Here is a 9,276-nt window from a genome sequence, read left to right as displayed (position 1 = left end):
GGATACCGTACGGTGTTTGACACTTCCACCCTCGCCTGCACCAAGCGCTTACTCTCGTTGGGGAGCTTCATCACAGTGCGTACGGAGGCGTCGTCGCTCCCTCCTCCTGGACCGAGCGACGGCGCTGGCAGAATCCACGTCACGCCACGGGCCCGCCAGTGCGCTGCTCCGGGTACGACGATGATGAACCCGTTGGTCACTCGGCTGCGGACACTCACCAGCCTGACCGAGGACGACCTTCAGCTCCTGGCCCGGGCCTGCGGCTTAACGCTCGGCGTCGCGGCCCGAACGGACATCCATCCGGAGGGATACCGGCCCGACAGCCTGCACATCCTCGTGGAGGGCTGGGCCGCGCGCTTCAAGCTCCTGCCTGATGGCCGGCGGCAGATCCCCGCCGTGTTCGTGCCGGGGGACGTGTGCGACCTGGATGGCTTGCTGCTGAAGCGCATCCATTCCGGTGTCTGTGCCCTCACCGCCTGCACGGTGGCGGTGCTCCCCCTCACGCAGGTGAGGGAGCTGATGGACCGCAGCCCGGCGATCCGCGAGGCGATCTGGTGGCTGCAATGCGTGGAGAACGCCGTGTCGGCGGAGTGGTCCATCGGGCTCGGGCGCCGTTCGGCGGACGAGAGGATGGCGCACCTGCTGTGCGAGCTTCTCGTTCGGCTCTCGACGGTGGGCCTGAGCAGCGAGAACCGCTACCCGCTGCCGGTCACGCAGGCCGACCTCGGTGACGCGCTCGGCCTGTCGACCGTGCACGTCAACCGGACGCTTCAGGAGTTGCGCGGACGCGGCCTGATCAGCCTGGAGGGCCGCTGGCTGACGATCCACGATTACGACGCAGTGAAGGCGATCGCGGGCTTCGACTCCGACTACCTGCACATCGAGGGCCCACGCCCGATGGTCGAGCGGCACGCCCCCGCGAGGCTCGGTCCGGATGCTTCCGTCGAAGGTTAGCTTTCCAGTCGTGAGGCACCTCGCGTGTGCAAAGCGCATTCGGCCCTCGGACGGAGACACGTCTCACTGTTGCTCTACCGCAAACAATCCTTTCGTCTACCGGGCCAGCTATGGTTAAGTATTTGTTATTGCACACACTTTTGGGGTGTGCCAATCTGTGAATTGCACACACTTCCGCGAGATTGCACACACCTCAGTGCTCGCGCTTCGGTCGGAAGCGAGCTAAATCATTGATTATAAAGGGGTATTTGGTGAGCGCGCTGGGGCTCGAACCCAGGACCTACAGATTAAAAGTCCGTTGCTCTACCAGCTGAGCTACGCGCTCGCATCCGGACGGTCCGCGCGGCCACGGCCGGCTGTCCCCTCGCGGAGCAGGCGTCGGCATAGGGGGTTGACGCCGTGGGGTCAACCGCGGAACCAGGGCGGGTGAACAGCCTCGCGCCCGGCGCCCGGCGGGCCGTGCGGCCGGCCGGTGCGGATCCTGCAGCCGCCGTCGCCGCGCCGCCCGGCGCGTGGCGCCGGTTCGTCGGCGTGGTCCTCGCCGTGGCGGCGGCGGCGGGGCTGGCGGTCCTCGGCTTCATCGCCACGATGGATCCGTACGGGCTGCGCGCGGCCCCGGGTCGGCCGGCGGGGCCGATCATGGATCTCAACCAGCGCTTCATGTATCCGCAGGTGGTGCGCAGCGGCGCCTACGACGCGGCGGTGTTCGGCACCTCCACGGCGCGCCTTCTCGACCCCCGCGCCCTCGCTGCGGCGCTGGGCGGACGCTTCGCCAACCTCGCGATGAACGCGGCGACGCCCTGGGAGCAGGTGCAGCTCGCCCGGCTCTTCCTGCGCACGGTCCAGGCGAGGGGCGTGGTGTTCGGGCTCGACGCGAACTGGTGCGACGCGCAGGCCGATGCCAAGCGCCTGACCTTCCGGGCCTTCCCGCCCTGGCTCTACCGGCGGGATGCCGCATGGCGCGGCCTCCTGCACCAGTGGAACCTCCAGAGCCTGCAGATCGCCGGCCGCGTGCTGCTGCATCGGCTCGGCCGGATGCGGGAGCGCATCCGCCACGACGGCTACGAGGTGTTCACCCCGCCCGAGGCGAGCTACGACGGGGCCCGCGCGAGCGCCCATATCCGCAGCTGGGGGCGCGAGGATCCGTCGGCCGGCCCCGGTCCGATGCCCGCCCTCGACTGGCTCGATGCGCTGCTCGCCGCGGTGCCGCCCGACGCCCGCAAGCTCGTGGCCTTCATGCCGGTGCACGTCGCCGCGCAGGCGCCGCCCGGCAGCCCCGGAGCGGAGCGGGAGGCGGCCTGCAAGGCCCGCGTCGCCGCGATCGGCCGCAGCCGCGGCGCCACCGTGGTGGATTTCCGCATCCCCTCCGGCGTCACGACGCGGGACGAGAATTACTGGGACCCGCTGCACTACCGGCTGCCGATCGCCGACCGGGTGGTCGCCGCGCTCGCGCGCGCCGCCGAGACCGGGGCCGACGATCCGGACGGGTTCTACCGGGTGCTGACGCCGCCACGCCCCGCCGGCCGTTGAGGCGCGGCCGGCGGGGCGCGCTTCAGCCCTCCAGGCGGGAGAGCGCTTCGCGCACCTTGGCGAGCCGCTCGGCGGCGGCGTCGCGGCGCTCGCGCTGCTCCTCCACCACCTCCTCGGGGGCGCGGGCCAGGAAGTCCGCGTTGGCGAGCTTGGCGTCGGTCTTGGCGATGTCGCCCGTGAGCCGGCCCTCCTCCTTGCGCAGCCGCGCCACCTCGGCGGCGAGGTCCACCACGCCTTCGAGGGGCAGCGCCGCCACCTCGCCGCGCACGAGGAGCTGCACCGACTTGGCGGGGCTCGCCTCCGCCTGGCCGATCTCGGAGAGGCGCCCCAGGCGCCGCACGGTCTCGCCCCAGCGGGCGAGGCGGGCGCGCACGGCCTCGCTGGGCGACACCAGCACCAGCGGGATCTGGGCTCCCGCCGGCACGTTCGTCTCCGAGCGCGCCGAGCGGATCTCGGAGACGAGGTCGACCACCCAGCCGATCTCCGCCTCGGCCTCGGGCCGCCGCAGGGCGCCGAGGTCGGGCCAGCGGGAGAGCGCGAGCAGCCCGCGCGACAGGCCCGCCTCCCGGCCCTTGGTGGCCCACAGCTCCTCGGTGAGGAACGGCATGAACGGATGCAGCAGCGCGCAGATCTGGTCGATCAGGAACGAGACGGTGCGGCGCGTCTCCTCCCGGGCCGGTCCCTCCTCGCCCTGGAGCACGGGCTTGGCGAGTTCGAGGTACCAGTCGCAGAAGACGTTCCAGACGAAGCGGTAGGCGGCGTTCGCCGCGTCGTTGAAGCGATAGGCGTCGAGCGCCCCCGTGACCTCGGCCGCGGCGCGGGCGGCCTCGCCGATCGCCCAGGCGTTCAGGGTCTCGCCCACCGCCTCGGGCCGGAAGTCGGGGTCGATCCGGCAGCCGTTCATCTCCGCGAAGCGGGCGGCGTTCCAGAGCTTCGTCGCGAAGTTGCGATAGCCCTCGACGCGCTGGACCGAGAGCTTGATGTCGCGGCCCTGCGCCGCCATGGCGGCGAGGGTGAAGCGCAGCGCGTCGGCGCCGTAGCGGTCGACGAGGTCGAGGGGATCGACCACGTTGCCCTTCGACTTCGACATCTTGGCGCCCTTCTCGTCCCGGACGAGGGCGTGGATGTAGACGGTGCGGAAGGGCACCTCGTCCATCGCGTGGAGCCCCAGCATCATCATCCGGGCGACCCAGAAGAAGATGATGTCGAAGCCCGTGACGAGGGCGCTGGTCGGGTAGTAGCGGGCGAGGTCCGGCGTGCTCTCCGGCCAGCCCAGCGTCGAGAACGGCCACAGGCCGGACGAGAACCACGTGTCGAGCACGTCCTCGTCGCGGCGCAGGCTGACCGGGCGGCCGTGATGGGCGGCGGCCTTCTCCAGCGCCTCCTCCTCGGTCGCCGCCACGAAGACGCGCCCGTCCGGGTCGTACCATGCCGGGATCTGGTGGCCCCACCAGAGCTGGCGCGAGATGCACCAGGGCTCGATGTTCTCCAGCCACTGGAAGTAGGTCTTCTCGTAGGTCTCGGGCACGAAGCGCGTGCGCCCGTCGCGTACCGCCTGGAGCGCGCGCTCGGCGAGCGGCTTCACGTCCACGTACCACTGGTCGGTGAGATAGGGTTCGATCACGACGCCGGAGCGGTCGCCGTGCGGCACCGCATGGGCGTTGGGCTCGATGGTGACGAGCCGCCCGCCCGCCTCCATCATCGCCACGACGCGCTGGCGCGCCTCGAAGCGGTCGAGCCCGTGCAGCGCCAGCGTCTCCGGATCGGGCGTCGCACCGTCGAGGAAGGCCGCGTTGCCCTCAAGGCTCAGGCGGGCCTCGTCGTCCATGACGTTGACGAGCGGCAGGCCGTGCCGCCGCCCGACCTCGAAGTCGTTGAAATCGTGCGCCGGCGTGATCTTCACCGCGCCCGTGCCCTTCTCGGGATCGGAATACTCGTCCGCGACGATCGGGATGAGGCGCCCGACGAGGGGCAGGCGCACGCGCTTGCCGACGAGCGCCCGGTAGCGCTCGTCCTCCGGGTGCACCGCCACCGCGGTGTCGCCGAGCATCGTCTCGGGGCGGGTCGTCGCCACCGTGATGGTCTCGCCCGTCTCGGCCCCGGCCTCGTCCACCACCGGATAGGCGAAGTGCCAGAGATGGCCCTTCACCTCGACCTGCTGCACTTCGAGGTCGGAGATCGCGGTCTGGAACTTCGGGTCCCAGTTCACGAGGCGCTTGTCGCGGTAGATCAGCCCCTGCGCGTGCAGGTCCACGAACACCTTCACGACGGCCCTCGACAGGCCCTCGTCCATGGTGAAGCGCTCGCGCGACCAGTCGCAGGAGGCGCCGAGGCGCTTGAGCTGATTGACGATGGTGCCGCCCGATTCCGCCTTCCACTCCCAGACGCGGCGCACGAACTCGGTGCGCCCGAGCGCACGGCGGTCGGGCTGCTGCTGCTCCATCAGGCGGCGCTCCACCACCATCTGGGTGGCGATGCCGGCGTGATCGGTGCCGGGCTGCCAGAGCACGTCCTTGCCGCGCAGGCGTTCGAAGCGGGCGAGCACGTCCTGCAGGGTGTTGTTGAGGGCGTGGCCCATGTGCAGAGAGCCCGTCACGTTCGGCGGCGGGATCATGATGCTGAAGGGGGTGGCCCCCGCGCGGTCGGGGCGCCCGGCCCGGAAGGCCTGCGCCTCCTCCCATTCGGCGGCGATGCGCGCCTCGACGGCGGCGGGATCGAAGGTCTTGTCCATCATGACGGGGCCACCCGCGCCGGGCGCCGTCCCCCGAGCCTCTCGGGCGGGGGCGCGCCGGCGAAACCGCGAAAAGGAAAAGGGGCCGTGAGCCGCGCGGGCGGCCGGCCCCCTCGTTCCGCGCTTTCAACCGGACGGCGGCCCTGCCGTCAACTCTCAGCGGCCGCGGGCGACCCGCTCGATCTCCGCCCGCACCAGCCGCTCGACCATCACCGGCAGGTTGTCGTCGAGCCACGCCTTCAGCATGGGCCGCAGCATCTCCTGGACGAGATCCTCCAGGGTGCGGGCGTTGTTCGACAGCACCGTGTTGGCGAGCAGCGTGAAGGCTTGGCTGACGCTCGCGTCGGATTCCCGTGACAGGAGCCGGCTCTCGGCGGCCGGAGCGGGCTGCGGCGGCGGAGGGGGCGGCGGCGCGGGCTGGGGCGGCGGGGCCGCCGCCTTCACGGGCTCGGGTTCAGGCTCCGGATCGATCTCGATCGCGTCGAAGTCGATCGGTTCGTCGTCCCGGAAGCCGATCTCCGGCATGTCGAGATCGAGGGAGGCCTTGCGCACCGGCTCGGCCACGCCGGCGAGGTCGAGGACGTCGTCCTCCTCGAAATCCGGCTCGGGCGGGGGAGCGACCGCCACGGGCTCGGGTTTGGGCACCTCCTTCACCGGCGCGGGCTTGGCGCTCGCGGCCGGCGGCGGCGGCTCGGGCTCCTTCTGGTCGTCGGCGATGATGCGGCGGATGGAGGCGAGGATCTCCTCCATCGAGGGTTCCTGCGTCTTGGGGCTCGCTGCGCTCATCGACTTCAAAACGCTCGGATCAGGGGACCGGGCAATCACGCCCTTCAGCAGTATTCCACGTCCGGTCCGCCGCACAAAGCCGGCTCACCCGCCGCCAACAGGAGTATCGGCGGGTGTGGCGCGCCCGCCATGCTCAGCGGCCGTCGGGGGTGCGCACGCCGTACCAGAGGTCCTTGACTTGGTCGAAATGCTGCTTGGAGCTGTACTGGGCGACCGGGATGCCCACGAAGGCCGTGGTCAGGCGGCCCACCGTCTGCACCACCTGATAGGAGCTGACCACCCGGTCGCGCTGGGCCGCGATGAGGTTCACGCGGGCGTTGAGCAGTTCCTGCTGGGCGTTGAGGACGTCCAGGGTGGTGCGCTGGCCGACGCGGGCCTCCTCGCGCACGCCGTTGAGCGCCACCTCGTTGGCCTGGACCTGCGCCTGCTGGGCGATGACGCGCGCCTTGGCGGCGTCGAGGTTGCCCCAGGCGGTGACGATCGAGGCGCGCACCTGATCGCGCACGATCTCGACCTGGATCCGGGCGGCGCCCACCTGCTCCTTGGCCCGCCGGACCTGCGCGTATTCCGACCCGCCCTGGTAGAGCGGCACGCTGAGCTGGCCGGTGACGGCGCCCGAGAACAGCTCGGTGTTGCCGAACTGCTGGTCGAACAGCTTCTGCACGGAGCCGTTCAGGCTCACGGTCGGGTAGAGCGCCGACTCGGCCACACGCACGCTGGCCTCGGCCGCGTCGACGTCGTGCAGCGCCGCGATGATGTTGGGGTGCTCGCGCAGGCCGATGTCGATTGCGGCCGTGAGGTTGCCTGGCACGTAGCGGTCGAGCGGGCGGCCCGGGGCGAGCTGGCGCGGCTCGACGCCGACGATCTGCCGGTAGGTGGCGATGCTGGTGCGCAGGGTCGATTCGGCGAGGCTGACCTGCGAGCGGGCGCCCGCGAGCCGGGCCTCGGCCTGCGCGACGTCGGTGCGGGTGACCTCGCCGACATTGAAGCGGTCGCGGGTCTGGCGGAGCTGCTCCTCCAGCACCTCGACGTTGTTGCGGTTCAACTCCAGGGTGGCGGTGTCGGCCAGCACGTTCATGTAGGCCTGCGCGGCCGAGAACAGCACCGTCATCTCGACGTTGCGCAGGGTCTCGCGCCCGCCCAGCACCTGCGATTCGGCGAGCCGGGTCTGGCTGTCGGTCTGGAACCCGTTGAACAGGGTCTGGGTGACGGTCAGCCCGGCCGAGCCCGGCAGGATGGTCTGCCGGATGCGCTGCCCCGCCTGGGACCCGTCGGTGTTCTGCACGCCGATCGAGGCCGAGCCGCTGACGCGCGGGCGGTAGCCGCCCACCGCGATCGCCACGGTCTCGTCGGTGGCGCGCTGCGTGGCGCGCTGGGTGTTGAGCGTCGGGTTGCCCGCGTACGCGCGTCCGAGCGCGCTCTCCAGCGTCTCCGCACGCGCGCCCTCCCCCGCCAGGACGAGGGCCGCGATGGCGACGGTACGGAGCCGGAGGCCACGTTGCGCTCGATGTCGTGTTTCAGTCACGCCTAACCACCTTGAGTGCGGCCTGTCGCAGTCGGTTCCGGCACGCGACGGTCCCGAACCCCATCCGGCTGAGCCCACCTCGCGTCCAACCTTAGCTGACGGCAGGCCCGGAGGCATCGGCGGGAGCCGGCGGGAGCCGACTTTGGCGAACGGTGGCGCAAAAAGGCGACAGTGCCGGCGGGTGCGATAGAACCCGGCCCCGACATCCACAGTCGCGGGCCAGCCTTACCGCGAGTTATCCCCGCAGTTCACGCCGATATACAGTGCTTCTGCTGGCAGCGCGCAGGAGCGAGATCGCAGGCGCTCTTCGCGCATGCCTGCGGCGGCACGCCCCCAGTGGCGACGATCCCGAGGCCCGGTCAGGCGATCAGAAGGTGAAGCCCGGCTCGGCCGCGAAGGCCCCGAGGGCCGGCAGGGTGGCATCGAAGAGCGGGCGGGACCCGAAGGCGTTGCCGGCGCGCACCCAGAGGGTGGCCTTGCCGGTGCGGCCCTGGCCCTGCACGCAGGCGAGGCGCCCACCATCCGCCAGTTGCTCCAGCAGCGCCTGCGGCCGCGTCTCGATGCGTCCGTTGATCAGGATGGCGTCGTAGGGGCCGTGCTGCGGCGCACCCGCCGGGAGCGGCCCCGTCTCGATGGCGATCGCCCGGCCGGCGAGGCGCTCGCGCGCCTGCGCGGCGAGGCCGGGCAGCGAGTCGAGGGCGGTCACCCGGGCGCCGAGCCGGTCGAGGAGCGCGGCGGCGTAGCCGAGCCCCGTCGCCACGTCGAGGGCGCGCTCGCCCGGCCGGACGGCGAGCGCCTGGATCAGCCGGGCCAGCACCATCGGGGCGGGCGTGTAGCGCGTTTCGCCCGCCTCGCTGCCGAGGGCGAGCGGCTGGTCGATGTAGGCGAAGGGCTCCCGGCCCTCCGGCACGAAGCGTTCGCGCGGGACGGCGTCGAAGGCGTCGAGCACCGCGATGTCGGTCACGTCGAAGGTCCGCAACTGGCAATCGACCATGAGGCGGCGCGCTTGCGCGTAATCGAGCATGGAGGTCTCTGGAGGCGTGAGGCGGCCGGGCCGCCGGGCGTCGCGGTTGTGGTTGATCACAGGCCAAAAGGCAAGGTTCGCCGCTCCGCCGCTGCCGGCCGCGCCGTCTCGATCCCGCCCTGCACGGGTGCCAGGGCAACGATCAAGCTGATAGGCTTTCGACCGGGGCCCAAATGCAAGCACCGCCCAGATTGCGCCAGTTGGGTCAAAACGGAAACTCTGGCAGGCCCTCCTGCCCGGTCAGTCCAGGGGACCGATCAGGCGGCGGTACTCGGCCTCGGGCCGGCCGTATGCGTCCTGGGCGAACTCCTCTAAACCGCGCCGGTCGCGGATCGTGATGAGGCCCCGCTCCGTCCTGATGAAGCCGTTGCCCTCCAGAACGTGCAGTGTCGTCGTCACGCTGGGGCGGCGCACCGCTAGCATCAGCGCAAGATAATCGTGAGTGAGCGCCATCTCGTTGCTGGGGCTGCGGTCGTGGCACATCAGCAGCCAGCGCGCGAGCCGCTCGTTGATCTGGTGCACCGCGTTTGACAGGGCCGTGTAGTTCGACTGCAGCCCCTGCACCTGCGCGAAGCGCAGCAGCAAGTTGTGCAGTGACGCACTCTCCTCCATGGCGCCGACCAACGCCGATCGGGCGATCATGTAAGCACCGTCCCCCACTTGGATGTCGATGCGGTGGGGCGAGCGATCCGACCCGAGGATAGGATTGAGGGGAACGCACCCCTC

At 71.0% G+C, this 9,276-nt stretch carries 7 protein-coding genes and 1 tRNA gene; 2 read left to right on the top strand and 6 right to left on the bottom strand.

Going from position 1 to position 9,276, the window contains the following annotated elements:
- The coding region (locus tag MFF61_RS33605; RefSeq protein WP_238242182.1) for a Crp/Fnr family transcriptional regulator at positions 1-954 on the top strand (954 nt) is incomplete at its 5' end.
- 249 nt (positions 955-1,203) lie between these two features.
- Here the strand turns inward: MFF61_RS33605 and MFF61_RS33600 are convergent.
- A tRNA-Lys gene (locus MFF61_RS33600) sits at positions 1,204-1,279 on the bottom strand.
- Between the two features lie 101 nt (positions 1,280-1,380).
- Here MFF61_RS33600 and MFF61_RS33595 point away from each other — a divergent pair.
- Positions 1,381-2,484 carry a hypothetical protein gene (locus MFF61_RS33595; protein WP_238242180.1) on the top strand — a complete coding sequence of 368 codons (1,104 nt, stop codon included), beginning with the start codon at positions 1,381-1,383 and terminating at the stop codon, positions 2,482-2,484.
- A gap of 22 nt (positions 2,485-2,506) precedes the next feature.
- Here MFF61_RS33595 and MFF61_RS33590 read toward each other — a convergent pair whose 3' ends face one another.
- The 5 genes from MFF61_RS33590 to MFF61_RS33570 form a co-directional block, all read right to left on the bottom strand.
- Positions 2,507-5,218 (bottom strand): valine--tRNA ligase, encoded by a 2,712-nt coding sequence (locus MFF61_RS33590; protein WP_238242178.1) that lies wholly within the window; start codon positions 5,216-5,218, stop codon positions 2,507-2,509.
- Positions 5,219-5,371: 153 nt separating this feature from the next.
- Complete coding sequence (locus MFF61_RS33585) at positions 5,372-6,001, bottom strand: PopZ family protein (protein WP_238242176.1); 630 nt, start codon at positions 5,999-6,001, stop codon at positions 5,372-5,374.
- Positions 6,002-6,134: 133 nt separating this feature from the next.
- The gene (locus MFF61_RS33580) at positions 6,135-7,526 is read right to left on the bottom strand and encodes a TolC family outer membrane protein (protein WP_238242173.1); all 1,392 of its coding nucleotides are present in this window, start codon (positions 7,524-7,526) and stop codon (positions 6,135-6,137) included.
- Between the two features lie 367 nt (positions 7,527-7,893).
- On the bottom strand, positions 7,894-8,550 hold the full coding sequence (locus tag MFF61_RS33575) for a protein-L-isoaspartate O-methyltransferase family protein (RefSeq protein ID WP_238242171.1): 657 nt from the start codon (positions 8,548-8,550) through the stop codon (positions 7,894-7,896).
- 240 nt (positions 8,551-8,790) lie between these two features.
- On the bottom strand, positions 8,791-9,276 hold a 486-nt coding region (locus MFF61_RS33570), incomplete at its 5' end, for a Crp/Fnr family transcriptional regulator (protein ID WP_238242167.1).

The organism is Methylobacterium isbiliense, assembly GCF_022179325.1.
Classification (GTDB): domain Bacteria; phylum Pseudomonadota; class Alphaproteobacteria; order Rhizobiales; family Beijerinckiaceae; genus Methylobacterium; species Methylobacterium isbiliense.
Note: the sequence above shows the minus strand (reverse complement) of the source record. Positions and strands in the feature narration are given on the sequence as shown.